Origin of the sequence: Pseudoduganella sp. R-32, assembly GCF_049913245.1 — a bacterium.
Lineage (GTDB): Bacteria > Pseudomonadota > Gammaproteobacteria > Burkholderiales > Burkholderiaceae_D > Rugamonas.
This window is the reverse complement of record NZ_CP183987.1, coordinates 2,894,910-2,919,278: the sequence shown is the minus strand read 5'-3', so window position 1 is coordinate 2,919,278 and position 24,369 is coordinate 2,894,910. Positions and strand designations below refer to the sequence as shown.

At 62.8% G+C, this 24,369-nt stretch carries 21 protein-coding genes; 15 read left to right on the top strand and 6 right to left on the bottom strand.

What is annotated here, in order from left to right:
- The first annotated feature begins 139 nt into the window (after positions 1 to 139).
- Complete coding sequence (locus ACN9MU_RS13440; RefSeq protein ID WP_057263199.1) at positions 140 to 1,423, top strand: Glu/Leu/Phe/Val family dehydrogenase; 1,284 nt, start codon at positions 140 to 142, stop codon at positions 1,421 to 1,423.
- 106 nt (positions 1,424 to 1,529) lie between these two features.
- Positions 1,530 to 2,762, top strand: coding sequence for a malic enzyme-like NAD(P)-binding protein (locus tag ACN9MU_RS13435; RefSeq protein WP_426344720.1), 1,233 nt, complete (start codon positions 1,530 to 1,532; stop codon positions 2,760 to 2,762).
- Positions 2,763 to 2,846: 84 nt separating this feature from the next.
- Here ACN9MU_RS13435 and ACN9MU_RS13430 read toward each other — a convergent pair whose 3' ends face one another.
- A complete protein-coding gene (locus tag ACN9MU_RS13430; protein WP_426344719.1) occupies positions 2,847 to 4,673 on the bottom strand; it encodes a DUF885 domain-containing protein in 1,827 nt (608 codons plus the stop codon).
- A 76-nt stretch (positions 4,674 to 4,749) separates the two neighbouring features.
- Here ACN9MU_RS13430 and ACN9MU_RS13425 point away from each other — a divergent pair, with 76 nt between their 5' ends.
- Entirely contained in the window at positions 4,750 to 6,813 is a 2,064-nt protein-coding gene (locus ACN9MU_RS13425; protein WP_426344718.1) for a prolyl oligopeptidase family serine peptidase, read from the top strand.
- Between the two features lie 65 nt (positions 6,814 to 6,878).
- Here ACN9MU_RS13425 and senA read toward each other — a convergent pair whose 3' ends face one another.
- Positions 6,879 to 8,081 carry a selenoneine synthase SenA gene (gene senA / locus ACN9MU_RS13420; protein WP_426344717.1) on the bottom strand — a complete coding sequence of 401 codons (1,203 nt, stop codon included), beginning with the start codon at positions 8,079 to 8,081 and terminating at the stop codon, positions 6,879 to 6,881.
- A gap of 36 nt (positions 8,082 to 8,117) precedes the next feature.
- Between senA and senB the strand changes: the two genes are divergently transcribed.
- The 3 genes from senB to ACN9MU_RS13405 all read left to right on the top strand — a co-directional run bounded on the left by senB (position 8,118) and on the right by ACN9MU_RS13405 (position 11,144).
- Positions 8,118 to 9,089, top strand: coding sequence for a selenoneine biosynthesis selenosugar synthase SenB (gene senB, locus ACN9MU_RS13415; RefSeq protein WP_426171268.1), 972 nt, complete (start codon positions 8,118 to 8,120; stop codon positions 9,087 to 9,089).
- Positions 9,090 to 9,100: 11 nt separating this feature from the next.
- Positions 9,101 to 10,150: a selenide, water dikinase SelD gene (gene selD / locus ACN9MU_RS13410; RefSeq protein ID WP_426171267.1), complete on the top strand. Its 1,050-nt coding sequence runs from the start codon at positions 9,101 to 9,103 to the stop codon at positions 10,148 to 10,150.
- Between the two features lie 325 nt (positions 10,151 to 10,475).
- Positions 10,476 to 11,144 (top strand): flagellar brake protein, encoded by a 669-nt coding sequence (locus ACN9MU_RS13405; protein WP_426344716.1) that lies wholly within the window; start codon positions 10,476 to 10,478, stop codon positions 11,142 to 11,144.
- On the opposite strand, the gene ACN9MU_RS13400 is transcribed toward ACN9MU_RS13405, so the two are convergent.
- Both ACN9MU_RS13400 and ACN9MU_RS13395 read right to left on the bottom strand, forming a co-directional pair.
- A complete protein-coding gene (locus ACN9MU_RS13400) occupies positions 11,122 to 11,760 on the bottom strand; it encodes a hypothetical protein (RefSeq protein ID WP_426171263.1) in 639 nt (212 codons plus the stop codon). The two genes, ACN9MU_RS13405 and ACN9MU_RS13400, sit on opposite strands and share 23 nt — an antisense overlap.
- Positions 11,761 to 11,789: 29 nt before the next feature.
- A complete protein-coding gene (locus tag ACN9MU_RS13395) occupies positions 11,790 to 12,239 on the bottom strand; it encodes an Lrp/AsnC family transcriptional regulator (RefSeq protein WP_426171262.1) in 450 nt (149 codons plus the stop codon).
- 277 nt (positions 12,240 to 12,516) lie between these two features.
- On the opposite strand from ACN9MU_RS13395, the gene leuA reads away from it, so the two are divergent.
- From leuA to ACN9MU_RS13375, 4 genes are all read left to right on the top strand, one after another.
- On the top strand, positions 12,517 to 14,214 hold the full coding sequence (leuA, locus tag ACN9MU_RS13390) for a 2-isopropylmalate synthase (protein ID WP_426322913.1): 1,698 nt from the start codon (positions 12,517 to 12,519) through the stop codon (positions 14,212 to 14,214).
- A gap of 107 nt (positions 14,215 to 14,321) precedes the next feature.
- Positions 14,322 to 15,950 carry a methyl-accepting chemotaxis protein gene (locus ACN9MU_RS13385; RefSeq protein ID WP_426322911.1) on the top strand — a complete coding sequence of 543 codons (1,629 nt, stop codon included), beginning with the start codon at positions 14,322 to 14,324 and terminating at the stop codon, positions 15,948 to 15,950.
- A gap of 261 nt (positions 15,951 to 16,211) precedes the next feature.
- Entirely contained in the window at positions 16,212 to 17,279 is a 1,068-nt protein-coding gene (locus ACN9MU_RS13380; protein WP_426171257.1) for a HAMP domain-containing protein, read from the top strand.
- A gap of 19 nt (positions 17,280 to 17,298) precedes the next feature.
- A complete protein-coding gene (locus ACN9MU_RS13375) occupies positions 17,299 to 17,916 on the top strand; it encodes a hypothetical protein (protein WP_426171255.1) in 618 nt (205 codons plus the stop codon).
- A 94-nt stretch (positions 17,917 to 18,010) separates the two neighbouring features.
- Here the strand turns inward: ACN9MU_RS13375 and egtB are convergent, their stop codons facing one another.
- Both egtB and egtD read right to left on the bottom strand, forming a co-directional pair.
- On the bottom strand, positions 18,011 to 19,195 hold the full coding sequence (egtB, locus tag ACN9MU_RS13370; RefSeq protein ID WP_426344715.1) for an ergothioneine biosynthesis protein EgtB: 1,185 nt from the start codon (positions 19,193 to 19,195) through the stop codon (positions 18,011 to 18,013).
- A complete protein-coding gene (gene egtD, locus ACN9MU_RS13365; protein WP_426322907.1) occupies positions 19,188 to 20,192 on the bottom strand; it encodes an L-histidine N(alpha)-methyltransferase in 1,005 nt (334 codons plus the stop codon). Before egtD ends, egtB begins: the two co-directional genes overlap by 8 nt.
- Positions 20,193 to 20,301: 109 nt before the next feature.
- Here egtD and ACN9MU_RS13360 point away from each other — a divergent pair, with 109 nt between their 5' ends.
- From ACN9MU_RS13360 to ACN9MU_RS13340, 5 genes are read left to right on the top strand one after another with little or no spacing between them, the layout of a single operon-like run.
- Positions 20,302 to 21,168 (top strand): putative selenate ABC transporter substrate-binding protein, encoded by an 867-nt coding sequence (locus ACN9MU_RS13360; RefSeq protein WP_426171251.1) that lies wholly within the window; start codon positions 20,302 to 20,304, stop codon positions 21,166 to 21,168.
- Positions 21,169 to 21,171: 3 nt separating this feature from the next.
- On the top strand, positions 21,172 to 21,993 hold the full coding sequence (locus ACN9MU_RS13355; protein ID WP_426344714.1) for a phosphonate ABC transporter ATP-binding protein: 822 nt from the start codon (positions 21,172 to 21,174) through the stop codon (positions 21,991 to 21,993).
- 3 nt (positions 21,994 to 21,996) lie between these two features.
- Positions 21,997 to 22,842: a PhnE/PtxC family ABC transporter permease gene (locus ACN9MU_RS13350; protein ID WP_426322901.1), complete on the top strand. Its 846-nt coding sequence runs from the start codon at positions 21,997 to 21,999 to the stop codon at positions 22,840 to 22,842.
- Complete coding sequence (gene phnE, locus ACN9MU_RS13345) at positions 22,839 to 23,627, top strand: phosphonate ABC transporter, permease protein PhnE (RefSeq protein WP_426171246.1); 789 nt, start codon at positions 22,839 to 22,841, stop codon at positions 23,625 to 23,627. The genes ACN9MU_RS13350 and phnE overlap by 4 nt, the downstream gene beginning before the upstream one ends.
- Positions 23,628 to 23,630: 3 nt before the next feature.
- Complete coding sequence (locus ACN9MU_RS13340) at positions 23,631 to 24,311, top strand: ABC transporter ATP-binding protein (RefSeq protein WP_426344713.1); 681 nt, start codon at positions 23,631 to 23,633, stop codon at positions 24,309 to 24,311.
- Positions 24,312 to 24,369 lie beyond the last annotated feature (58 nt).

Genomic DNA, 24,369 nt, shown 5'->3' with positions numbered 1-24,369 from the left:
TGTAGTTTGCCTACCAAGCGATACCAAAAAGACATGTTATGCAAATTTTGCATAACCGAATGCGCACTCGGCATTGGCCTCGGCAATTGCACAGGAATAAGATTCGCCGCGTTACCGAACAACCTGAGCGAGTCACACAATGACCAACCACGCCTTGCCGTCTTACCTCAACGCTGAAGATCTCGGTCCTTGGGGCCAGTACCTGAAACAAATTGATCGCGTCACCCCTCACCTGGGCGGCCTGTCCCGCTGGGTTGAAACCCTGAAGCGCCCTAAGCGCATCCTCGTTGTCGACGTTCCGATCGAACGTGACGACGGCTCGATCGCCCACTACGAAGGCTATCGCGTTCAACACAATATGTCTCGCGGCCCAGGCAAGGGCGGCGTGCGCTTCCACCAGGATGTCACCCTGTCGGAAGTGATGGCCCTTTCGGCATGGATGACGGTGAAAAACGCCGCCGTCAACGTGCCATACGGTGGCGCAAAAGGTGGTATCCGTGTCGATCCAAAGACCCTGTCCAAAGGTGAACTGCAGCGCCTGACCCGCCGCTACACCAGCGAGATCAGCCTGATCATCGGCCCGACCAAGGATATCCCTGCACCAGACGTCAACACCAACGAACAGGTGATGGCATGGATGATGGACTCCTACGCCATGATCGAAGGTAACCTGTCGACCGGCGTTGTCACCGGCAAGCCAATTTCGATGGGCGGCTCGCTGGGCCGTCGCGAAGCAACCGGCCGCGGCGTGTTCGTGACCGGCCGTGAAGCGGCTGCAAAGCGCGGCGTGGCAATCCAGGGCGCACGCATTGCCATCCAGGGCTTCGGCAACGTGGGCGGCATCGCTGCCAACATGTTCGCGGAAGCGGGTTCCAAGATCATCGCCGTGCAGGATCACACCGGCACCGTGGTGCACCAGGGCGGCCTGAACGTGGCTGAACTGCACAAGCACGTAGCCGAAACCGGCGGCGTGGCCGGCTTCCCAGGCGCAGAAGCGACCCAGGACCGCGATTCCTTCTGGGGCATCGAGTCCGACATCCTGGTACCGGCAGCGCTGGAACAGCAGATCACCGCCAAGAACGCAGGCCAGATCCGCACCAAGATCATCCTGGAAGGCGCCAACGGCCCAACCACCCCTGAAGCGGACGACATCCTGAACGACAAAGACATCCTGATCGTTCCGGACGTGCTGTGTAACGCCGGCGGCGTGACCGTGTCCTACTTCGAATGGGTGCAGGACTTCTCCTCCTTCTTCTGGAGCGAGGAAGAAATCAATGCACGCCTGACCCGCATCATGCAGGACGCGTTCAACTCCGTGTGGGAAGTCTCGCAAGAGAAGAAGGTATCGCTGCGCACCGCAACCTTCATCCTGGCATGCACCCGCGTGCTGGCTGCCCGCGAAGTACGTGGCCTGTATCCATAATCAAATACTGAGCCGGGCGCCCGCGTAGCGCCCTGCAAAGCACGCCCGCACAGGCTAAACTGGCCTGTAGCGGGCGTTTTTCGCAGAACTAAAGGAGAAGCACAGAATGAGCAGTCTTGAACAAAAGGCACTGGAATACCACAAGGCCGGCACGCCCGGCAAAGTGGCCATTGCAGTGACCAAGAGCGTTGGCAGCCAGGACGACCTGGCCCTGGCCTACTCGCCGGGCGTAGCGGCGCCTTGCGTGGAAATCGCGCGTGACCCGGCACTGGCCTACGAATACACGGCCAAGGGCAACCTGGTGGCAGTCATCACCAACGGCACCGCGGTGCTGGGCCTGGGCAATATCGGCGCATTGGCCGGCAAGCCGGTCATGGAAGGCAAGTCCATCCTGTTCAAGAAATTCGCCGGCATCGATTCCTTTGACATCGAACTGGACGAAACCGATCCGGACAAGCTGGTCGACATCATCGCCGCCATGCACCCTACTTTCGGTGGCATCAACCTGGAAGACATCAAGGCGCCGGAGTGCTTCTACATTGAACGCAAGCTGCGCGAACGCCTGTCGATCCCGGTATTCCACGACGACCAGCACGGCACCGCGATTGTGGTCGGCGCCGGCATGCTGAACGCCGTTGAAATGACTGGCCGCGACATCGCCGACGTGAAGATCGTCTGCTCCGGCGCCGGCGCCGCAGCCATCGCCTGCCTGGAACTGCTGGTGGACATCGGCGCGCGCCGCGAGAACATCTTCGTGTGCGACTCCAAAGGCGTGCTGACCAAGGCCCGCAACCTGACCGGCGAAAAAGCCGACTGGGCGCAGGACACCACTGCCACCACATTGTCCGACGTGATGGAAGGCGCCGACGTATTCCTCGGCGTATCCGGCCCTGGCGTGCTGTCGCAAGCCGACGTCCAGCGCATGAAGAAGCAGCCGATCGTGTTCACCCTGGCCAATCCCGAGCCTGAACTGCGCCCTGAACTGGTACGCGAAGTGGCGCCGGATGCGATCATCGCCACGGGCCGCTCCGACTACCCGAACCAGATCAACAACGCACTGTGCTTCCCATACCTGTTCCGCGCCGCGTTGGACACCGGCGCCACCACGATCAACCAGGAAATGAAGCGCGCCTGCGTAACCGCCCTGGCCGGCCTGGCGCATAGCGACGCCCGCTTCGGCAAGGACTACGTGGTCCCCGGCCTGCTGGACGACCGCCTGCTGCCAACCGTCACCCCGAAAATCGCGCAAGCAGCAATGCGCAGCGGCGTAGCCCGTAAAGAGCTGGACATGACCGCCTACTTCGAGCGCCTGGAAGCGCTCGGCAAGCAGCTCCTGTAATTAAAGTCGGGGTCAGGTCTGGCAATCCGCCACATTTTTCGCCATGCGAAAAATGTGGCGGATTGCCAGACCTGACCCCGACTTTCATTTGCGCAGGGCGATCCAGTCGTCCACCACACGCTCCAGCACGGTCATCGGCAATGCGCCGTGGCCCAGGACTTCGTTGTGGAATTCCTTGAGGTCGAATTTGTCGCCCAATTCGGCGCGCGCCTTCTCGCGCAAGCCTAGGATCGACAGCATGCCAACTTTGTATGCCAGCGCCTGGCCCGGCGAGACGATGTAGCGCTCCACTTCCGCCGTCGCTTCCTGTTCGCCCATGCCGGTGTTGTCCATCATGTAGTCGATGGCCTCTTCGCGCGACCAGCGTTTGTAATGGATGCCGGTATCGACCACCAGTCTTGCGGCGCGCATCATGTCGTCGCGCAGGCGGCCTAATTGGTCGACCGGATCGGGCGTCAGGCCCATTTCAGACGCCAACCGTTCCGCGTACAACCCCCAGCCTTCCTGGTATGCAGAAAAACCGATCACCCGGCGGAAAAACGGCACACCCTTCATCTCCTGCGCCAGCGATATCTGGAAATGATGGCCCGGCATGACTTCGTGGAATACCGTGCTGCGCATGCCGTACTTCGGCGTGTCTTTCAGTGAGCGCATGTTTGCATAGAACACGCCAGGACGCGAGCCATCCATCGCTCCCGGCATGTAATAGGCGGTTGGCGCGGTGGCGGCCGATTCGGCAGGCGCCGGACGCACTTCGATCGCAGCCTTGGGGTGCTTGAGGAAGGCCCCGGTCAACTTTTCATCGGCTTCTTTCATGATGGCGCGGTAGTCGGCCAGCATTTCCTTGCGGCCTTCCTCAGTGTCTGGGTAACGGTATTTCGGATCGCGCTGCAGTTGCTGCATCCGCTCGCCAATACTCCCATCTTCCAACCCGATCTGGCGCAGCAGGCGGTCCATGATGCCGGTGAGGCGATCGACATCGGCCAGTCCCAGGTCGTGCACGCGCTGCGGCGTCAGGTTGGTCGAGGTGTGATAGCGCACGCACCAGGCGTAGTATTCATCGCCGTTTGGCAGCGACCAGGCGCCGTCATTTGAACGAACGCGCCCCTGCAATTCGACGAAGTGGCGGATCAGTTCAGCATAAGCCGGATAGACGCTTTTCTGGATTGCGTCGCCCACGCCTTGCAATAATTCGCTGCGCACCTTCTCACTCATGCCCGACAGCGGGATCGCATCCAGCTTGGCTTTGAAGGTGGTGTACAGCATGTTCTCGCGCGCCGGGCGTCCCGCGAAGCCGTGCATCTGCAGCAGCACTTTCTCGACGAGGAATTGCGGCGGCAAGATGCCGGCAGCTTCCTGCGCACGCAGGCTCTCGATCAACTGCTCGAACTTGAGCGGGAACTTCTGCAGGCGGGCGATATAGCTCTCGGCCTCGCTGCGGGAGCTCACGCTGTGCACGTCGGCCATGAATTCAGGTAGCGCGCTTTGCAGGCCGTGCACCTGATTGACAGGGAATTCATGAAGCTGGAAGCGCTCGCCTTCCGTCACGGTGTTCAGGTAATAGTGCAGCGTATCGTAGGACAGTTGGGCCTCGCGCCCCAGCTCATTGCGGTCGTAGCGCTCCAGCATGGCCAGGTTGTCTTTCATGTCCTGGTAAAACTCATGCCGGCGCCGGGGCGATTCGTCGTCCAGCCGCGAGCTGGAAAAATCCAGCCAGCCCGGCAGCACGTGAAGCCGCGACATCATCTCCGGGCTTTTCAGCGCGGCCGCTGCAAAACCGCGCATGTAAAACCATTCGAGCTTGAGCGGTTTCGAATACCACGTTTGCGTCAACAGCACGGCGCCGGCGCACAAAACAGCCGTCGCGCCGGTCAATCCCCAGACCGCGATTTTCTTAGTATTGATCTCCATGCGCGAAATATTACAGTATCATGCCCGCTTGGCCAGCCACCCGCTGGCAGATTTGATAACAGACCGGAGATCCCGAATGACCTTACGCCTGCTGGTACTGGGCGCCGCCATCGCAGCGGCAACCAATGCCGTTGCCGCCCCGCGCGGCCTGACCATCGAAGACCTGGCGAGCATGGACCGTGTTGGCAGCCCTGTGCTGTCGCCGGACGCAAGCCGCGTGGTGTATACCGTCCGCGCCACCAATATGGAAAAGAACCGCGGCATCACGCAACTGTGGATGATCGACCTGAAGGCCGCCAAGCCGGCCCCGGTCCAACTGACCCAGAACGATGCCAGCAGCAGCCAGCCGCAATGGTCCCCTTCGGGCGACGCGCTCTATTTCGTGAGCGGCCGTTCGGGCTCCGCGCAAGTGTGGCGCCTGCCAATGAACGCCGGCGGTGAAGCTGTGCGCGTCACCGATTACCCGCTGGGCGTGGAGAGCTTCCGCCTGTCGCCAAAAGGTGACCGCCTGGCCATGGCCTTCGAAGTGTTCCGCGATTGCGCCGACCTGGCCTGCACCAAAAAGCGCCTGGACGACAAGTCCAGGAACAAGGCCACCGGCATGCTGTACAGCGAAATGTTCGTGCGCCACTGGGATACCTGGGCCGACGGCCGCCGCAATGTGCTGTACTCGGCACCGATCGACGCCGGCGGCAAGGCTGGTGCACCGGTCAGCCTGAGCGGCGCGCTGGACGGCGACGTCCATTCCAAGCCTTTCGGCGACAACGCCGACTACCAGTTCTCGCCGGACGGCCAGAAGGTCGTGTTCTCGGCACGCGTGGCCGGCAAGGCCGAATCCTGGTCCACCAACTTCGACCTGTACGAAGTTCCTGCGGCCGGCGGCACTGCCCCGCGCAACCTGACTGCCGAAAACCCGGCATGGGACGCCAAACCATCCTTCTCCCCGGACGGCAAGACCCTCGCGTACCTGATGATGAAGCGCCCAGGCTTTGAAGCCGACCGCTTCCATATGGTGCTGATGGATGTCGCCACCGGCAAGAAGCGCGTGCTGGCCCAGGAATGGGATCGTTCCATCGCCGACTACAAATGGCGCCCTGACGGCAAGGCCCTGCTGGCCAATGCCGACGATATCGGCAACCACCGCCTGTTCTCGCTGGACGTCGCCTCGGGCAAGGTCACCGCGCTGACCGGCAAAGGCTACGCCGGCGAGTTCGACGTGCAGAAAGACACCGTGATCTCCGCGCAAGCCTCGCTGGGCGGCGGCGCACAACTGGTCAAGCTGAAGGCCGATGGCGCCGAGCAGAAAGGCACGCAGCTGACCTGGGCCAATGCCGAACGCCTGAAAGACGTGAAGATGGCGGAGTACGAACAGTTCTCCTTCAAGGGCGCAAACGGCGAGACCGTGTACGGCCACGTGATGAAGCCATGGAACTACGAGCCAGGCAAGAAATATCCGGTCGCCTTCCTGGTGCACGGCGGCCCGCAGGGCAGCTTCGGCAATAGTTGGAGCTACCGCTGGAATCCGCAGGTGTATGCCGGCGCAGGCTACGCCTCGGTGTTCATCGACTTCCACGGTTCGACCGGCTACGGCCAGGGCTTCACCGATTCGATCAGCGGCGACTGGGCCGGCAAGCCGCTGGAAGACCTGCAGAAAGGCCTGGCGGCAGCCGTGGCAAAGTATGACTTCCTGGACGGCCAGAACGCCTGCGCACTGGGCGCTTCGTACGGCGGCTTCATGATGAACTGGATCGAAGGTAACTGGAGCGACGGCTTCAAGTGCATCGTCAACCACGACGGCGTGTTCGACCAGCGCGGCATGGCCTACTCCACCGAAGAACTGTGGTTCACTGAATGGGACAATGGCGGTACCTACTACGCCAACCCGAACGGCTACGAAAAGTTCAACCCGGTTCACCACGTGGCCAAGTGGAAGACCCCGATGCTGGTGGTACAGGGCGACCTGGACTTCCGCATCCCGACCGCGCAGGCACTGGGCACCTTCACGGCGCTGCAGCGCCAGGGCATCGAGTCCAAGCTGCTGGTGTTCCCGGACGAAAACCACTGGGTCCTGAAGCCCGCCAACTCGATCCTGTGGCACCACACCGTGATCGGCTGGCTGGATGACCACCTGAAGAAGTAACAATTAAATGGGGACGTACCCCTTCAAAGGGTACGTCCCCATTTTAATTGCCGACCCCGACTTTCTTATTCAAATGCGCAAGTGCGGAAGCCGTTGAAGATGTCGTCCCGTTCCGGCAGGTAGAAGTTGCGGAACTTGGCGGAGCCAAGCCGGGATGGCGTGGCGAACGATGCGCCGCGCAGTACCTGGTGCGTACTGAACCACGGAGCCGAATATTCGCGGTAGCGGTCTGCCACAAAACCGGGATACGGTTCGAACGGCGATGCCGTCCATTCCCACAACTGGCCCCAGCGGAAAGCAGGATGGCCGTGCAAGGCCGCGTACTCCCACTCCATCTCGGTCGGCAGGCGGCGATTGGCCCAGGCGCAATAGGCCTGCGCTTCGTACAGGGACACGTGCCGCACAGGCTCGTGCGCGGCCAGCGTCGTGAGCCGGCCGAAACGCATCGTGCGCCACTGGCCGTTGTCGCGGCGCCAGTAGCGCGGCGCCGAGCGCTCCTGCCGCAGCAGCCAGTCGGCGCCCGAATTGCTCCAGAACTCGCGTCGTTCGTAGCCGCCATCTTCCACGAAGTCGGCATACTGGGCGTTGGTGACCAGCGTGGCATCCATCCGGAATGGCGCCACGTAGCAGGGATGCGCAAACTTTTCGTTGTCGAAGATGAAGCCGCCCGTCTCCGGCGCGCTTCCCAGTTGCAGCGTGCCGCCTGGGAAAGCAATATCGCCGGGAGCGCCGGATGCACGTTCGTCGTGGGTCAGGTGCGCCGGCGCCTGCAAGCCCAGCGTCTGCAAGGTGTAGAGGAAGGCCTCGCCATGCATGTCTTCGTGGGCCAGCGCCAGCCGGTATGGGTACAGCGCTTCGTCCGTGTTCGGTTCGCGCGACAGCTTGTCCAGGACGCGGTCCAGGACCTCGTGGCAGTAGGTCTTCACGCCGCCCGTGCTGGGCAGGTCAAGGCTCCAGCGGCTGCGGTGCGGCACCATGTTGGAATCGAACCAGTCATCGCCCTTGCGCAGCAAGGACATGTACAACGCGTCGGCCGGATGGCTGGAAATCGCTTCGCGCAAGACGAACCATTCGGCGAACCAGGCGGTATGGCCCAGTTCCCACAACGGCGGATTGACGATGCGCATCTGCGGCACGCGCATCGATACATCCATGCCGGCGGCGGCAAAGCATTCGAAAAGGCTCAGCGTATAATTGCGCGCAGCCTGCAAGGCATCGGCAAGTTGCTGTGTTCGGGCGGTCCGGAACGAGGCATGGATGGCGTTCATGGGTCGATTGTAGCGATATTTGAGCGAATTACACCAGTGAGCAAGCAGACAATCTGCATCGTCAGCCCGGCGCTGGCACAGGCCAACAACGGCAACTGGCAAACAGCGCGCCGCTGGGCGCAATTCCTGCGCCCGCGCTACCAGGCCGACATCGCTTCCGATTGGCCTGCCGAGGCCGCGCCGGACCTGCTGATTGCCCTTCATGCGCGCCGCTCGGCGGCGCCGCTGGCGCATTTTTGCGCAGCGCATCCCGAGCGTCCAACGGTCCTGGTATTGACCGGCACCGACCTGTATCGCGACATCCGCGTCGACGCCGACGCGCAAGCTTCGCTGCAGCGCGCCAGCGCGCTGGTCCTGCTGCAGCCGGCCGGCCTGGACGAGCTGCCGCCGCACCTGCGCGCCAAGGCCCGCGTCATCTATCAATCCGCGCCCTCGCTCCAGCCGGCCGCCCGTGCCGCGGCGCCGCATCACCACGACATCCTGATGGTCGGCCACCTGCGCGAGGAAAAAGACCCGCGCACGTTCATGCTGGCCGCCTCGCACGTCACCGCCCGCAGCGCGCGCCTGGTGCATATCGGCGGCGTGCTTGATCCCGCGCTAGGCGAGGCTGCCACCGCAGCCAATGCGGCCTGGCCAGGACGCTACCATTGGCTTGGTCCCCTGCCCCATGCCGAAACGCGCCAGCGGCTCAAAGCTGCCCACGCCATGGCCATCTGCTCGCGCATGGAGGGGGGCGCCAACGTCATCATCGAAGCGGTCACCAGCGGCGTGCCCGTGCTGGCCAGCGATATCAGCGGCAACCGCGGCATGCTGGGCGACGACTACCTCGGCTACTTCCCGCTGGGCGACGCGCGAGCGCTGGCAGCCCTGGTTGACAAAAGCATCGACGACGCCGGCTGGTACGCCAGGCTGCAAGAGCAATGCGCCCGCCGCGCCAGGCTTTTCACTCCCGAAGCCGAGCAGGCAGCCCTGCTCGACTTGGTGGATAATCTGCTCCATACGAACTGAAAGACCCCATCATGAGCACTGAACCAATCAAACTCACCTCCTTCTCCCACGGCGGCGGCTGCGGCTGCAAGATCGCGCCCGGCGTGCTGTCCGAGATCCTGAAGAACACCAACGGCTTCCCAGTGCCGAAGGAACTGATGGTCGGCATCGAAACGGCCGACGACGCTGCGGTCTACAAACTGAACGACGAGCAGGCCCTGATCGCCACCACCGACTTCTTCATGCCGATCGTCGACGATCCGTTCGACTTTGGCCGCATCGCCGCTACCAACGCCATCTCCGACGTCTACGCCATGGGTGGCACTCCGATCATGGCGCTAGCCCTGGTCGGCATGCCTGTCAACAAACTGCCGATCGAGGTGATCGGCAAGATCATCAAGGGCGGCGAATCGATCTGCAACGAAGCCGGCATCCCGATTGCCGGCGGCCATACCATCGATTCCGTGGAGCCGATCTACGGCCTGGTGGTCCTGGGCCTGGTGCATCCATCCAAAGTGAAACGCAATGCGGATGCCAAGGCCGGCGACGTGCTGGTGCTGGGCAAGCCGCTGGGCGTGGGCGTGCTGTCCGCAGCGCTGAAAAAAGGCGTCCTCGGCGATGAAGGCTACCAGGCCATGATCGACAACACCACCAAGTTGAACAAGCCGGGCAAGGCCTTGTCCGAACTGCCGGGCGTGCATGCGTTGACCGACGTCACCGGATTTGGCCTGCTTGGCCACCTGCTGGAACTGGCGCGAGGCGCCAAGCTGACCGCCAAGCTGAATATGTCGCAAATACCGCTGCTGCCAGGGGTTGAGAAGCTGGCGCACGACGGTTTCTTCACCGGCGCTTCGGGCCGCAACTGGGATGCTTACGGCAAGGACGTGCTGCTGTCGCCGAACATCACCCAGCCGCAGCATACCCTGCTGACCGACCCGCAGACTTCCGGCGGCCTGCTGGTCTCCTGCGATCCGGCGAGCGTCGACGAAGTACTGGCCCTGTTCCGCAACCACGGCTTCGAACACGCCGCCGTCATCGGCGCAATGGCCGCCGGCGAAGCAAGCGTGCAGGTCGCCGCCTAGGCACCGTCTGCTCCCGAAGGCCGCGCCCCGGTGCAGGGCATTCGCCGCGTCACCCGCCCTGGAAAAGGAACTGGGCGAACGTCAGGCAGCGCTGCAATTACGCATCCTGATGCAGCAGGCCCGCCAGGGCGGGCTTGTTCCAGTTTATTTTCAAAGGTTTAAACTAGGTTGCTATTTGGCAATTCACGTCCTATGATGAAGTCATCACCTGACCCATCTACGCGATATGCAGCTCAATGAGCACCATGCGGTCCCGATTCGCAAAGGTCCGCCACGGCCACAGGACGCGTTAGCCCCATTCATCGCTTCCGCGAGTTCGTTTGACATGACGAGCGAAGACGACATCGGCGACGCGCTGACCCTGCTGGCCGCAAGCGGCGATGCGATCTCGATGTACGTGCCCGGCAGCCGTGAGCCGGTCCTTGGCCGCATCCTGTCGGTCGATCCCCAGTTGCCGCATTTCGTGATGGAGTTGAACGCGGGCTCGGTCCTTCAGCCGGGCAAGGTCACCTTTGTAAGCTGGCTGCGCACGGCGAAGCTGCAATTCAAGCTGTCAGACCAGGAATGGAAGCCGGTGCCCGGCAAGCCCCAGCTCATTCCGATGACCTTCCCTGAAACCTGCACGGTCCTGAACCGGCGCGCATCAGAGCGCGTGGAAACGCCGCTGGGGGCGAATTTCATGGCCGCCTTCGAGTTGAACGGCCACCGCTACGAGCTGCCGATCTACGATTTTTCGCTAGGCGGCATCGGGCTGCGCTGCTCGAAGATCGAAGCGAAGGGTTTGCTCAAGGGCCGCAAGATTCCTGAGGTGGTACTGGAGCTGGGGCCGGACATTGAGATTCCCACCGAGCTGGAAGTGCGCTTCACGCGAGGTTTCCGCTCCTTCCTGTTGGGCGAACAGCTTCATATAGGCTGCAAATTCATCAACATGACGCCAGAGGCCACAGCGCAACTCGTCGAGCAGTTGCCGCTTATTTCAGGAAGCGGAAAGTAGGCTCGATGTTCTTTGAATGGAGGAAGTTGACGATGTCTTCCAGCGTCGCGTCCTTCAACAGCAAACCTCCTGGCGTGGCGCTGGCCTCGGGCGCTGGCGGGGACGGCTGAAGCGCGGTGCCAACAGGTCGCCGCAATTGGTCAAGCGCTTGCGCAAACGGGGCCGGGCCGATGCTCTCAAGCCCTTCCAGCAAGGCGACCTGCCCCGCTTCCGGCGGCTGCATATCGAGGCCCTCATCGCCCGCAAAGGACGCCCCCATGCCAGGGTGAATGAATGCCGCCCATTTACCGCTCGCCTGGTCCAGGTATGGCGGCAGCGCTGCCGCAGCGGATTCGGCCTCGGGACAAAGCAGCGCCGCAAACTCCTGCGCTTGCGCCTCCGTCACCGGCTTTTCCAGCGAGAGCCAGAGCCCGAAAGCGCCGGCGCCCGAAATGCTCACTGCAGGCGCCGGCAAGCCCAGCTCCGCATGCAGTGCATTCGCCACCTGGCACAGGCGCTCCCAATGTCCTGCCTCGCCGTCGCCCGCCAGCCGCTTGAACGCAAGGGAAATGCTGCGCGTGCCACCGGCCGGTGGAGCGAGATAGAGCCGGGTCAATTCTGCATTCAGCTTTTGCATCGGAATTCCGCAATCAAACATCAGGGCCGTTATTCTGTCACAGTCAGCGGCGCGCTGACCGGAGTCTGGTGCAGGATCACGCGGCTGTAGGTATCCTGCACGCCCGCCCGGTCGCGCAAGGTGTCGATCAGGCGCAGCAAGTGGGCCTGGTCTTTGCAGGCCACACGAAGCAAGCCATCGTAATTCCCGGTCAGCAGCGCCACTTCCAGCACGCCGGGGATGGTTTTGACGATTTCCTCGAACTCGTGGGTATTGGTGCCCGACTTCAGCTTGACGTCGATATAGGCTTGCAGGTGCAGGCCGAGCGCCGCGTGGTCGAGGCGAGCCTCGAATCCGAGAATGGCGCCGTCGGCCACCAAGCGCCGCACGCGGTCCGCCACCGTGTTCGCACTGAGGCTTACGCGCTCGCCCAGATCCTTAAAACTTATCCTCGCATCATCGCGCAAAAGTCCGATTATTTCTCGATCAATCTTATCCATATCCGATTTATCCTCGCCATGACCACCATTTTATCAGCAGAAAGTGCGAAAACATCGCAAATTGCTGTTGAGATTTTTTCTTGACAAGGTCAAATCCGGTGCCTTACATTGGTCGACATGACCTCGCATTTGCACATTTCTGCACACCTGCCAGGCGCCCTACTACCAGGCGCGCTACTACTGGCACGCGCCTGATTTCCCCCTGCAGTACCCCACGTCGGCCTCCCTCGCGCCACGTCCCGGTTTCCCAAAATTTGAAAAACACAGGAGTATCACCATGATGTTGAAGAACCCTGCCGCCAAATATCGTCCATACCCAACCGTCGGCTTGAGCGACCGCACCTGGCCGAACGCCGTCATCGCCAAGCCGCCGATCTGGATGAGCACCGACCTGCGCGACGGCAACCAGGCGCTGATCGAGCCGATGAGCGTGGAAAAGAAAATCAAGTTCTTCGAGTTGTTGATCAAGGTGGGCCTGAAGGAAATCGAAGTGGGCTTCCCTTCCGCCTCGCAAACCGATTTCGATTTCGTGCGCAAGCTGATCGAGGAAAACCGCATTCCGGACGACGTCACCATCATCGTGCTGACCCAGGCGCGCGAAGAACTGATTCGCCGCACCGTTGAATCGTGCATTGGCGCCAAGCGCGCCATCGTGCACATGTATAACTCCACCGCACCGGTATTCCGCAAAGTGGTGTTCGGCGCCAGCCGCGAAGAAATCACCAAGATCGCCACGGACGGCACCAGGCTGGTGAAACAACTGCTGGCCCAGCATCCTGAAACCGACTGGACTTACGAATACACGCCCGAGTCCTTCTCCACCACCGAGCTGGATTTCGCCAAGCACATCGTCGATGCAGTCTCCGCCATCTGGCAGCCGACTCCGGACAGGAAAATGATCGTCAACTTGCCGGCCACCGTCGAATGCTCGACGCCGAACGTGTACGCCGACCAGATCGAATGGATGTCGCGCAAGCTGGAGCGCCGCGATTCCATCATCATCTCGGTACACCCGCATAACGACCGCGGCACCGGCATCGCTGCCGCTGAATTTGCCGTCATGGCCGGCGCCGAGCGCGTCGAAGGCTGCCTGTTCGGCAACGGCGAACGCACCGGCAACGTCGACCTGGTGACCCTGGCGTTGAACCTCTACACCCAGGGCGTGCATCCTGGCCTGGACTTCTCCGACATCGACTCCGTGCGCAAAGTGGTCGAGGAGTGCAACCAGCTGCCGGTACATCCGCGCCATCCATACGTGGGCGACCTGGTGTTCACCGCCTTCTCCGGTTCGCACCAGGACGCGATCAAGAAGGGCTTCGCCAAGCAACAGGAAGGCGCGCCGTGGGAAATCCCATACCTGCCGATCGACCCGCAAGACCTGGGCCGCAGCTACGACGCCGTCATCCGCGTCAACAGCCAGTCCGGCAAGGGCGGCATGGCCTACCTGCTGGAACAGGATTACGGCCTCGAATTGCCGCGCCGCCTGCAGATCGAATTCAGCCGCGCAGTGCAGAAAGTGGCCGACCAGACCGGCCTGGAAATCACCTCCGAAGGCATCTACCAGATCTTCGAAAGCGAGTATCTGGCCCAGGGCACGCCATACGCCTACGTATCGCACAAGATGGTGGAGGACAGCTCCAGCGACGAGCCGGTGCAGATCGACATCGGCCTGCTGCACAACAAGGCGTCAATGTCCCTGCAGGGCGGCGGCAACGGCCCGATCGACGCTTTCGTCGACGCGCTCGGCCTGGACGTCACGCTGATGGACTACCACGAGCACGCCATCGGCCACGGCGCCAACGCCAAGGCAGCCTGCTATGTCGAACTGCGCCTGGACGGCGGCCCTACCCTGTTCGGCGCGGGCATCGACAGCAATATCGTCACCGCCTCGTTCAAGGCCGTGCTCAGCGCCATCAACCGCCAGATCGCGCTGAAGGCCGAGGCCTCGGCTAGCATCGCACAAGCCGAAGCTTAAGCGCTTTTTCATTCGGGGACGGCTTGCGCGCCGCCCCCCGAATTTATCTCCTTTTGGCAAGTATTTATACTGGTAAATCGTTTTCCACGCCGCCGGAAGGAGCAGTCATGCGCATTGCCAACCTGAAGATCGGGACCCGCCTGGGCTTGTGTTTCGCGATTGTCTTCGCCTTGATGGCCATGCTGATTGCCGTAGCCAGCCTGCGCCTCTCCAGTATCGGCGAGCTGAGTTCCACCATCATCGACAAGGACTGGGCGAAGGCAGATGCGGCCGCCACCGTTGCCGCCACCACCCGCGCAAATTCGGCGCTGGTGCTGCAACTGCTGCTGGTGACCGATGCCGCGCAAGCGGCGGAACTGCGCAAGCAGGTCGACAGGAACAAGGCCACCATCACAGCCGCCCTGTCCACGCTCGACAAGCTGGTCTACCGGCCCGCCGGCCGCGAACTGCTGGCGCAAGTGGGCAGCGAGCGCAGCGCCTACGTGCAATCGTTTACCGGCGTGCTCAATCTGCTCGCGGAAGGGCAGCGCGAACAGGCGACGCAGCGCGCACTGTCGGACACCATGCCGCGCCTGGCCAGGCTGCAGGCCACCGTGGAAAAACTCGCCGACCTGCAGGACGGCATCGTCACCGCCAACGGCGCCGAGATCAAGCAGCACATCAGCTCCGCCCAGGTCATGATGGTCGCGCTGGGCGTGGCGGCGCTGGTGCTGGGCGTTGCGTGCGCATACTGGGTTACCCGTTCGATTACGCGTCCGATCAACTATGCCCTGCAGGTGGCACGCACCGTCGCATCCGGCGATTTGACCAGCCATATCAAGGCCCATTCGCAGGACGAAGCCGGGCAGCTGCTGCAAGCCCTGCGCGAGATGAACGATGCACTGTCGCAGATCGTCGGGCAGGTGCGCAATGGCACGGTCGCCATTGCCTCGGCCTCCGGCCAAATCGCCACCGGCAATATGGACCTGTCGGCGCGCACCGAGAACCAGGCGTCCGCGCTGGAAGAAACCGCGTCATCAATGGAAGAACTGACGTCGACCGTCAAGGCCAATGCCGACAATGCGCGCGAAGCGGACAAGCTGGCCAGCTCCGCCTCGACCATCGCCCAGCGCGGCGGCGAAGTGGTGTCCCAGGTCGTGACGACCATGGGCTCGATCAACGATTCCTCGCGCAAGGTGGTGGACATTATCGCAGTGATCGACGGCATCGCCTTCCAGACCAATATCCTGGCCCTGAATGCCGCGGTGGAGGCGGCGCGCGCCGGCGAGCAAGGCCGCGGCTTCGCCGTGGTCGCCAGCGAGGTGCGCAACCTGGCAGCCCGCTCGGCCAGCGCCGCCAAAGAGATCAAGGAACTGATTTCCAGCTCGGTCGAACAGGTCGATGCCGGCGCCAGGCTGGTGGCACAGGCCGGCGCCACGATGGAAGAAGTGGTGTCGGCCGTGCAGCGCGTCACCGGCATCGTCGCCGAGATCTCCCTGGCCACGCGCGAGCAGACCGACGGCATCGAGCAGATGAACATGGCCATCATGCAGATGGACCAGACCACGCAGCAGAATGCCGCATTGGTGGAGCAAGCTGCGGCCGCCGCCGCGGCCATGAGCGACCAGGCCGTCGGGCTGGAGAACCTGGTCAGCCAATTCCGCCTGTCCGGGGAAGCTGGCCAGCAACGCCAGCGCCCGGCCCTGCCGGCGCAGGCGCGCAACACGCCGCGCCTGGCCAATTCGCGCGACACATAAATCATTTCCGCATGGAAAGCGGCTGATGTATAATCGTGTACTTATAAACTGAGCAACAGCGAAATCACGCCAACAAGGGCCCAGAAGCGGCCTGTGGTTTCACAAAAAGTTGCTCAGGCATATGCCCGAAGTAGCGTGCTTGGCGCTGCGAACCGCCTCGGGCAAGTCATCAGCTTTGCCTCGAAATCAGCCATAATGCAGACGTTGTCCGTATTCTGAATGCGGTTGTGTCAGCTCGATTATTACGAATGATTTATAAAAATGAAACTGTCTCTTAATATCTTTCAAAAAGTCCTGATCACCCTGCTCGTGGTAACCCTCGTGCCGCTGTTTGCCCTTTGGTACCTGGGCAATTCTTCCGCCGAACAGGAATTGACCACGAAAATTTCGGAAAACCTGATCGCCACCACGGACACCGTGGCCACTGGCGTTAACGGTTGGGACGACACCAATATGCGCGCCATGCGCCAGGCCGCCCGCCTGGACGACGTCATTTCCATGAACACCGGCCGCCAGACCCCGGTCCTGATGGCAACCGCCGCGTCCTACGAATGGGTGTACCTGATCCACACCCTGGACACCACCGGCAAGGACGTGGCACGCAGCGACGGCAGCGCCATGCTCGACTACGGCGACCGCTCGTACTTCAAAGCCATCATGTCCGGCAAGAACGAAGGCCGCCTGGTGGCCATCGGCAAGACCAGCGGCAAGCCATCGCTGAACATCGGCGTCCCGATCCGCAATGAAAACCGCACCATCGTCGGCGTGTTCGCGATGGCGATGGACCTGGGCGTGGTATCGCGCACCGTCACCGACATCCGCATCGGCGAAACCGGCCACGCCATCCTGCTGGACGGCGACAAGAAAGTCATCGCCCACGGCGACGCGAGCAAGATCAAATCCGCACTGCAAGACTTCAGCAAGCACCCTGCCCTGCAAGTGGAAGGCATCACCGACGAGCCAAAAGTCTATATGGACGGCGACGTGAAGATGGTGGGCTTCGTGCGCAACCTGCCGCAAGGCTGGACCGTGCTGGTTGAACAGCGCTACGACGAAGCCTATGCTGCCATGACCAAGATGCGCAGCGAGGCGCGCCTGCTGATCATCATCGTTATCGTCCTGGTTGGCGCCCTGGCGTTCGTGCTGGGCAAGCAACTGACCCGCCCGATCAACCACCTGACCGACATCGCAGAGAAGCTCAGCAAGGGCCAGCTCGACGTGACCATTCCACAGACCAGCCGCGGCGACGAAATCGGTTCGCTGGCGCGTGCTGTGGAACGCCTGGGCGTGAGTATCCAGATGGCGATGGATCGCCTGCGTAAGAAATAATTGATAAAGGCGAACTGATATGGCACAGCCAGAGTTCACTCCCTTCGTAGAGCTGCTCGACAAGATCGCCGGCTTCTGCGCCCAGGGCGACACCGCGACCATCATGCTGGTCAGCGATGACAACCGCATGGCGCAGATCCATCTCGACAACGGACGCATCGTGTTCGTCCTGTGCCGCGGCCGCCGCGGCCGTGACGGCCTGGACATCCTGCGCACCATCCAGCGCGCACGGATGAGCATGGACCGTCCGAGCGTGGGCAATAACGAGCCTCTGCCATGGTCGACCGAAGCGATTCTCGACTACCTGTACGGCAGCATCACTGAACTGCCGGAAGGCAGCTCCCCGGCGTCCACCCTGCTGGCCGGCGTCGCACGCCGCCCGGCAGCAGCACCGGAAGCGGCCCCCGCCAGCAAGCCTGCCGGCAAGCCGGCACTGACGGAAGCGCAGCGCAGCATCTTCGAAAACACCCTGGCCACCTACATTGGCCCGATGGCAGCGATCGTCTGCGGGGACTATTTCGACGAGATCACCGACGTGCGCCTGCTGGCATTGAAACTGGCCGGCGAGATTCCTAACGCCGACCAGGCAGCCAAGTTCAAGGCAGAGATCGTCCAGGCCCTCGGCATCCGCCTGTAACTCGCAACTAAAAAGTCGGGGTCAGGTCTGGCAATCCGCCACAAAAGGCACATGCGTGCCTTTTGTGGCGGATTGCCAGACCTGACCCCGACTTTTATTTTGCGAGGCGGATGCCGGTGAATTGCCAGCGTGCACTGGCGGGGAAGAAGTTGCGGTAGCTGGAGCGGGCGTGGCCTGGCGGGGTCGCCACGCTGGAGCCGCGCAGTACGTATTGGTTGACCATGAACTTGCCGTTGTATTCGCCAATGGCGCCTTCGGCCGGGCGGAAGCCGGGGTATGGGGCGTAGCTGCTGCTGGTCCATTGCCAGCAATGGTCGAACATTTGCGTGAGTGCGCCGGCACCGGCTGCGTGCTCCCATTCCGCTTCGGTCGGCAGGCGGGCGCCGGACCAGTGGGCATAGGCGTCGGCCTCGAACAGGGAGATGTGGCTTGCCGGCGCCCCCATCTCCAGCGGCTGTTGGCCATGCAGGGTGTAGGCGGTCCAGCCTGCGCTCCCCTCCCCGCGCCGCCAGTACAACGGGGCTTCGATGCCTTGGGCGCGAATCCAGTCCCAGCCTTCCGCCAGCCACAGGCTCGGGTCGCGGTAGCCGCCGGCCTCGATGAAGGCGAGGTATTCCGCGTTGCTCACCAGGCGCGTGGATAGTTCGAACGGGGCGATGAAGACCTTGTGGCGCGGCAGCTCATTGTCGAAACAGAAGCCGTCGCCATGATGGCCTATTTCCTGTACGCCGCCTTCGAAGCAGTGCCAGGACAGGGCTGTAGCAGCGGGCGCGGCCGGCCCCGGGCCGGGCAGGTAGGCTGGCGCCATCGGATTCTGCGCCAGCAGGTGCTTGAGGTCGGTGAGGATCAGTTCCTGGTGCTGCTGTTCGTGCTGCAGTCCAAGCGTCAGCAGCGCGGCGAGGCGGGAATCCGTGGCCGCGAGCCGCGTTGCCAGCAACGCGATCCGGGCGTCGACATTGGCGCGATAGGCGCGCACTTCGGCCATCGAGGGCCGCGTCAGCAGGCCGCGATGCGGCCGTGGGTGTTTGTCGCCGACGCCATTGTAGTAAGAGTTGAACAGTACCCTGAACGCCGGGTGGAAAGGCTGGAAGCCGGGCTCGAAGCGTTCCAGGATAAAGGTCTCGAAAAACCATGTGGTATGCGCCAGGTGCCATTTGACCGGACTGGCATCGGGCATCGACTGCGCGCCGCAATCCTCGTCGGACAGCGGCGCGGCCAGCGCCATGGTTGCCGCGCGCACTTGCGCGTAGCGTTCGGTCCAGGGGCTGGCGTCACGCATATGCCGCCGCGGCGTGCATCACTGCGAACCAGTGGGCATCGTCCGTCCAGGTGCCGTCGACGCGGAAGCCGGCCTCCCACAGCAGGCTGCGGAAGCCTTCCAGCGTGTATTTGTAGCTGTTCTCCGTATGAATTCTCTCGCCCTGGGCGAAACTGCGCTCGCCGCCGCACCAGTGCACGCTCAATGCGCAGCGCGCTTCCAGGTGCATTTCAATGCGGCTTTCCGCGTCATTGAAGAAGGCCACGTGGCGCCACTGCGCCGGATCAAAGTCTGCGCCGGCGAGATGGTTCAGGTGGCGCAGCAGGTTCATGTTGAAGGCGGCGGTGACGCCGATCGCGTCGTCATAGGCCGCGTCCAGCACCGCCGGGTCCTTGACCAAGTCCACGCCGATCAGCAGCCCGCCGTCCGCGCCCACGTTCTCGCGCACCTGGCGCAGGAAGGTTACCGCATCGTGGGGCGTGAAGTTGCCGATCGATGAACCGGGATAGAAGAACTGGCGCCGCGCTGCCGGCAACGACGGCGGCAAGATTAAGGGCTGCGACAGGTCCATCACCAGCGGCGTGATCTCGATGGCGGGAAAGCGCTGGCGCAGTTGCGCGGCGGCCTGCTGCAGGAATTCGCCGGCGATGTCGACCGGCACGTATTGGCTTGGCTGCAATAAGGGGAACAGGCTGGCAGCCTTGGCGCAATTGCCGGCGCCCAGGTCGACCAGCGTCATGCCGGGTCCGATGCGTGCTGCCATGTCGGCGCCGTGGCGGGCGAAGATCGCTGCTTCGGTACGGGTCGGGTAGTACTCGGGCAATTCGCAGATGGCTTCGAACAGGTGCGAACCGAGGCTGTCGTAGAAGTATTTGGGCGAGGTGGAAGCTTGCGGCGCCAGCAGCCCTGCGCTGATCTCTGCAATGGTTGCGGCATCGCCGTGGGCGGTTCTGGGGGACAACACACTGCTCGTTTCCGGTGCGACCACGCGGATCGCAGCCGTGCGTGACAAGGTCATGGCTCAGGCTCCAGGGACATTTTTGCTATCATAGCTGAATATCCAAGACCAGGTACCGGACCCTCGCCCGAGGCGTGCGGCTCGTCATTAACATAAAAAAGGATCTTCCATGTCCCTGTTTTCCCTCCGCACCATTCAATCGGCCCTGTTTGCAGCCGGTGTGCTCTTCGCCGCTGCCGGCGCCCAAGCCCAGCAAGTCCTGCGCGTTTCCGCGATTCCTGATGAAGCGCCAACCGAGCTGCAGCGTAAATTCAAGCCCCTCGGCGAATACCTCGAGAAGAAACTGGCGATGAAAGTGGAATTCACCCCGGTGACCGACTACGCCGCTTCGGTGGAAGGCCTGGTGAACGGCAAACTGGACATGGTCTGGTTCGGCGGCTTCACCTTCGTGCAGGCCAACCACATGAGCAAGGGCAAGGTCGTGCCGCTGGTGCAGCGTGTGGAAGATGAAAAATTCCGCTCCGTCTTCGTGACCACCAACAAGTCGATCAACTCGCTGGCCGACCTGAAAGGCAAGACCCTGAGCTTCGGCTCCGAGTCCTCGACTTCCGGCCACCTGATGCCGCGCTCCTTCCTGCTGGCGGCCAAGATCGACCCGGACACCGACCTGAAACGCATTTCCTTCTCCGGCGCGCACGATGCAACCGTGGCAGCCGTTGCCGGCGGCAAGGTCGATGCCGGCGCACTGAATATCTCGGTGTGGGAAAAGCTGAACGAACAGAAGAAAGTCGACCCATCCGTGGTGCGCGTGTTCTACACCACCCCGGCCTACTACGACTACAACTGGACCGTCCGCTCCGACATGCCGGAAGCGCTGAAAAAGAAGATCACCGACGCCTTCCTGGCGCTGGACAGCGCCAAGCCTGAAGACAAGGCGATCCTGGACCTGCAGCGCGCGTCGAAGTTCATCCCGACCAAGGCTGCCAACTACACCAATATCGAAGCGGCAGCCAAGAACGCCGGCCTGCTGAAGTAATCAATGTCTTCTGCCTGGTACGAACTGCAAGGCCTCTCGGTCCGCCATATCGGCGGTTCGCGCGGCCTTGCGCTGCAAGACATCTCGCTGAACTTCGAGCCTGGCGAACAGGTGGCGCTGATCGGTCCTTCGGGCGCCGGCAAGACCACCCTGCTCTCCACCCTGGCTTGCTCGCATCGCCCCGATAGCGGCGCTTTCAAGGCCTTTGGCACCGATCCCTGGCATCTGACGGACGCCGGGCGCCACGCCATGCGGGCACGCCTTTTCCTGGCGCCGCAAACGCCGCCGCTGCCGCCGCGCCAGCGCGTGGTGACGGCTGTGCTGGCGGCACGCCTGCCGAAGTGGAGCCTGGGCCAGGCGCTGCTGTCGCTGTTTAAGCCCTCCGATCCGGAGGCGGCCTACCGCGCGCTGGCGCGCTTCAACCTTGGCGACAAGCTGTATTCGCGCGTCGATCGCCTGTCCGGCGGCGAGCGCCAGCGCTGCGGCCTGGCACGCCTGCTGCTGTCGTCAGCGCAGGCGCTGCTGGTCGACGAGCCGCTGTCCGCGCTCGATCCGGCGCTGTCGCAACTGACGCTGAACACCTTGCAGCAGGAAGCGCGCGAGCGCAACGCGCTGCTGGTGTGCAGCCTGCACCAGGTCGACCTGGCGCTGGCCTATTTCCCGCGCATCGTGGCATTGAAAAACGGCCGCGTCGCCTTCGACTTGCCGCGCGAGCAAGTCACGCAAGCGATGATCGATGAGCTCTATCTCGGCGAACTGCCGCCGGCGAATTCGCCGCAACCGGAAGAAATGGCAGCCAAGCTGGCCGTTGGGGCCTGCCTGTAAGCGATGCATAACGTTCCTGCCGTTCCCCTTTCGCCCCACCATCCCGATCCAGCGTGGCGCCAGCGCCTGGCGGCTATTGCTGTCGGCATCGTGCTGCTCTGGCCGCTGGTGGTGGCGACAGAGTTCTACCCGTGGACGCTGTTCGACCTGCAAAGCCTGCAGGCCACCTGGCGCTTCCTGTCCGATTTCCTGAAGCCGGCGCATGACGCGGAATTCCTTGCCATGGTGGCGCGCGAAGCATGGAAGACGGTGGCCATTGCCACCTGTGGCCTGACGCTCGCGCTGCTCGGCGCGATCCCTGCAACGCTGATCGTCACCGAGCGCTTGTCGATCTCGCGCATCGGCACCGGCCGTATCGCTGCTTTCCCGCGCGCCGTGCGCCAGCTGGTGCGCTGGCTGCTGGTCCTGCTGCGCAGCGTGCCGGAGCTGGTGTGGGCGCTGCTGTTCGTGCGCATCTTCAGCCTGGGGCCGACCGCCGGCGTGCTGGCCATCGCCTTGACCTATGCCGGCATGCTGGGCAAGGTGTACGCCGAAATCCTGGAATCGACCGACCATCACGCCAGCGAAGTCCTGCTGCAAAACGGCAGCGGGCGGCTGGCAGCCCTGCTGTACGGTGCACTGCCGGAGGCGGCTTCCGAACTCGTTTCCTATACGGTTTATCGCTGGGAGTGCGCGATTCGCGGCTCGGTGATCATGGGTTTTGTCGGCGCTGGCGGCCTGGGGCAGCGCATGGACGAATCGACCAAGATGCTGGCCGGCGGTGAAGTGGCCACCATGCTGATCGTGTTCGTGCTGCTGGTTGCCGCGGCCGACCTGGTTTCCAAGTTCCTGCGCAGGAGGCTGGGATGAGCCATATGCCCGCACCGCCTGCACGCAACTGGTCCGGCTGGCTGTTTGCCGCCGCGCTCATGGCGCTGGTCATCGCCAGCTTCGCCACGCTGTCGCTCAAGCTGGGCGACCTGTTCACCATTGAAGCCATGCGCAGCATGGGCGAATTCCTGGCCGGCTTCGCCCCGCCGGAGATGGCCAGCGGCTTCCTGCGCAAGACCGGCATCGCGACCATGGAAACGCTGGCCATGTCGGCGCTCGGCACCTTGCTGGCGGTTGCTGGCGGGCTGTTGCTGGCAATTCCCGGCGCTGGGCGCTTTGGGCGTGCGCCGCGTGCGCTGGTGCGCGGCATGCTGAACGTACTGCGTTCCATCCCGGAACTGGTGTGGGCGTCGATCCTGCTCGTGGCGGCGGGCCTTGGGCCATTCGCCGGCACCATGGCGCTGGCCGCGCACACCGCCGGCGTATTGGGCCGCCTGTTCGCCGATGCGCTGGAAAATGCCCCGCCGCTGCCGGAACAAAGCCTGCGCCTGAACGGCGCCAGCCCGATGGCGGCCTTCTTCTACGCTACGCTGCCGCAAACCTTGCCGCAGATGCTGTCCTACACGCTCTATCGGTGGGAGAACAATATTCGTGCCGCGGCAGTGCTGGGCGTGGTGGGCGCCGGAGGCCTGGGGCAAATGCTCAAGTATCACCTGTCCCTGTTCCAGATGGAACGCGCCGCCACCGTGATCCTGGCCATGCTGCTGCTGGTGGCCGTGGTCGATGCCCTGAGTTTTGCGCTGCGCCGTTCCCTGACCCGCTAAATCATGCTCCAGTTAAAGAACCTGACCAAGAGTTACTCGAACGAAAGGCGCGTCCTCGATCGCCTGAGCTGGACTTTCGAGCCCGGCGAATTCGTCGCCATCATGGGCGACTCCGGCGTCGGCAAATCAACGTTGCTGAACCTGATCGCCGGCCTTGACCAGCCCGACCCAAGCGAGGAGCCGGCGATCATCGTCGATGGCACGCCCCTCGCCTCGCTCGACGACGACGCGGCCACGCGCCTGCGCCGGGCGCGCATGGGTTTCATCTTCCAGGCTTTCCATGTGCTGCCCCACCTGACCTTGCAGCAAAACGTGGCCCTGCCACTGCTGCTGAACGGCATGCCGCATGGGCGCGAGCGCGAGATGCTCGACGCCGTTGGCCTCGGCGGCCGCGGCCACGACTACCCCCATCAACTTTCCGGCGGTGAAATGCAACGGGTTGCAATAGCTCGTGCCCTGGTGCACCGCCCGGCCCTTGTGCTGGCGGACGAACCGACCGGCAACCTCGATCCAGACACGGCAAATTCCATACTGCAACTGTTGCACCAGGAACTTAAATCCAGCGGCGCAACGACCATCATGGTGACGCATTCGCCGGCCGCCGCTGCGCGCGCCGACAAAGTTCTGCGCCTCACTAAAAATGGACTCAAAGTTACAACAGTCGTCAACCCTGCCACGCAATAAAACTCATTATTTTTCTCACAAATTCTTGGCTTTTTTGGTAAGCGGAGTATTATTTAAT

Coding starts and splice junctions, on each gene's coding strand:
- ACN9MU_RS13385 (WP_426322911.1), top strand. CDS start 14,322: ATGCGCATTGCCAACCTGAAGATCGGGACCCGCCTGGGCTTGTGTTTC.
- ACN9MU_RS13350 (WP_426322901.1), top strand. CDS start 21,997: ATGCATAACGTTCCTGCCGTTCCCCTTTCGCCCCACCATCCCGATCCA.
- selD (WP_426171267.1), top strand. CDS start 9,101: ATGAGCACTGAACCAATCAAACTCACCTCCTTCTCCCACGGCGGCGGC.
- ACN9MU_RS13425 (WP_426344718.1), top strand. CDS start 4,750: ATGACCTTACGCCTGCTGGTACTGGGCGCCGCCATCGCAGCGGCAACC.
- ACN9MU_RS13360 (WP_426171251.1), top strand. CDS start 20,302: ATGTCCCTGTTTTCCCTCCGCACCATTCAATCGGCCCTGTTTGCAGCC.
- ACN9MU_RS13405 (WP_426344716.1), top strand. CDS start 10,476: ATGACGAGCGAAGACGACATCGGCGACGCGCTGACCCTGCTGGCCGCA.
- senA (WP_426344717.1), bottom strand. CDS start 8,081: ATGAACGCCATCCATGCCTCGTTCCGGACCGCCCGAACACAGCAACTT.
- ACN9MU_RS13375 (WP_426171255.1), top strand. CDS start 17,299: ATGGCACAGCCAGAGTTCACTCCCTTCGTAGAGCTGCTCGACAAGATC.
- phnE (WP_426171246.1), top strand. CDS start 22,839: ATGAGCCATATGCCCGCACCGCCTGCACGCAACTGGTCCGGCTGGCTG.
- ACN9MU_RS13395 (WP_426171262.1), bottom strand. CDS start 12,239: ATGGATAAGATTGATCGAGAAATAATCGGACTTTTGCGCGATGATGCG.
- ACN9MU_RS13430 (WP_426344719.1), bottom strand. CDS start 4,673: ATGGAGATCAATACTAAGAAAATCGCGGTCTGGGGATTGACCGGCGCG.
- ACN9MU_RS13380 (WP_426171257.1), top strand. CDS start 16,212: ATGAAACTGTCTCTTAATATCTTTCAAAAAGTCCTGATCACCCTGCTC.
- ACN9MU_RS13400 (WP_426171263.1), bottom strand. CDS start 11,760: ATGCAAAAGCTGAATGCAGAATTGACCCGGCTCTATCTCGCTCCACCG.
- ACN9MU_RS13440 (WP_057263199.1), top strand. CDS start 140: ATGACCAACCACGCCTTGCCGTCTTACCTCAACGCTGAAGATCTCGGT.
- leuA (WP_426322913.1), top strand. CDS start 12,517: ATGATGTTGAAGAACCCTGCCGCCAAATATCGTCCATACCCAACCGTC.
- ACN9MU_RS13355 (WP_426344714.1), top strand. CDS start 21,172: ATGTCTTCTGCCTGGTACGAACTGCAAGGCCTCTCGGTCCGCCATATC.
- egtD (WP_426322907.1), bottom strand. CDS start 20,192: ATGACCTTGTCACGCACGGCTGCGATCCGCGTGGTCGCACCGGAAACG.
- ACN9MU_RS13340 (WP_426344713.1), top strand. CDS start 23,631: ATGCTCCAGTTAAAGAACCTGACCAAGAGTTACTCGAACGAAAGGCGC.
- ACN9MU_RS13435 (WP_426344720.1), top strand. CDS start 1,530: ATGAGCAGTCTTGAACAAAAGGCACTGGAATACCACAAGGCCGGCACG.
- egtB (WP_426344715.1), bottom strand. CDS start 19,195: ATGCGTGACGCCAGCCCCTGGACCGAACGCTACGCGCAAGTGCGCGCG.